Genomic DNA, 242 nt, shown 5'->3' with positions numbered 1-242 from the left:
CGCGTGGATCATCAGCGGCCCCTTCCCTTCCCCACCCCACAGCATAAACTAGTCCCCATGAAAGCCGTGCTCCCCGCCATCGCCCGCCCGCTGCTCGAGCCGCATCTCCCTTCCGCCCTCACCCCGCACTGGTTCACCTCGGTCGAGGATGCACAGGCTGCGATCGGCGACGCCGACATCGCCTGGGCCGACGTGCAGTCGTCGGCGGACAGCGCCGCGATCGCAGCGGCGCTGTCCGCCGA

The 242-nt window shown here is 69.8% G+C and carries 1 pseudogene; it reads left to right on the top strand.

Annotated elements, in window-relative coordinates:
- Window positions 1–57 precede the first annotated feature (57 nt).
- A pseudogene (locus AX709_RS15285) lies at window positions 58–242 on the top strand (D-2-hydroxyacid dehydrogenase); the annotation flags it as partial.

This window comes from Sphingomonas sp. CCH15-F11 (assembly GCF_001557005.1).
Classification (GTDB): Bacteria; Pseudomonadota; Alphaproteobacteria; order Sphingomonadales; family Sphingomonadaceae; genus Sphingomonas.
The sequence above is the reverse complement of the archived record's forward strand: the minus strand, read 5'-3'. Positions and strand labels throughout refer to the sequence as shown.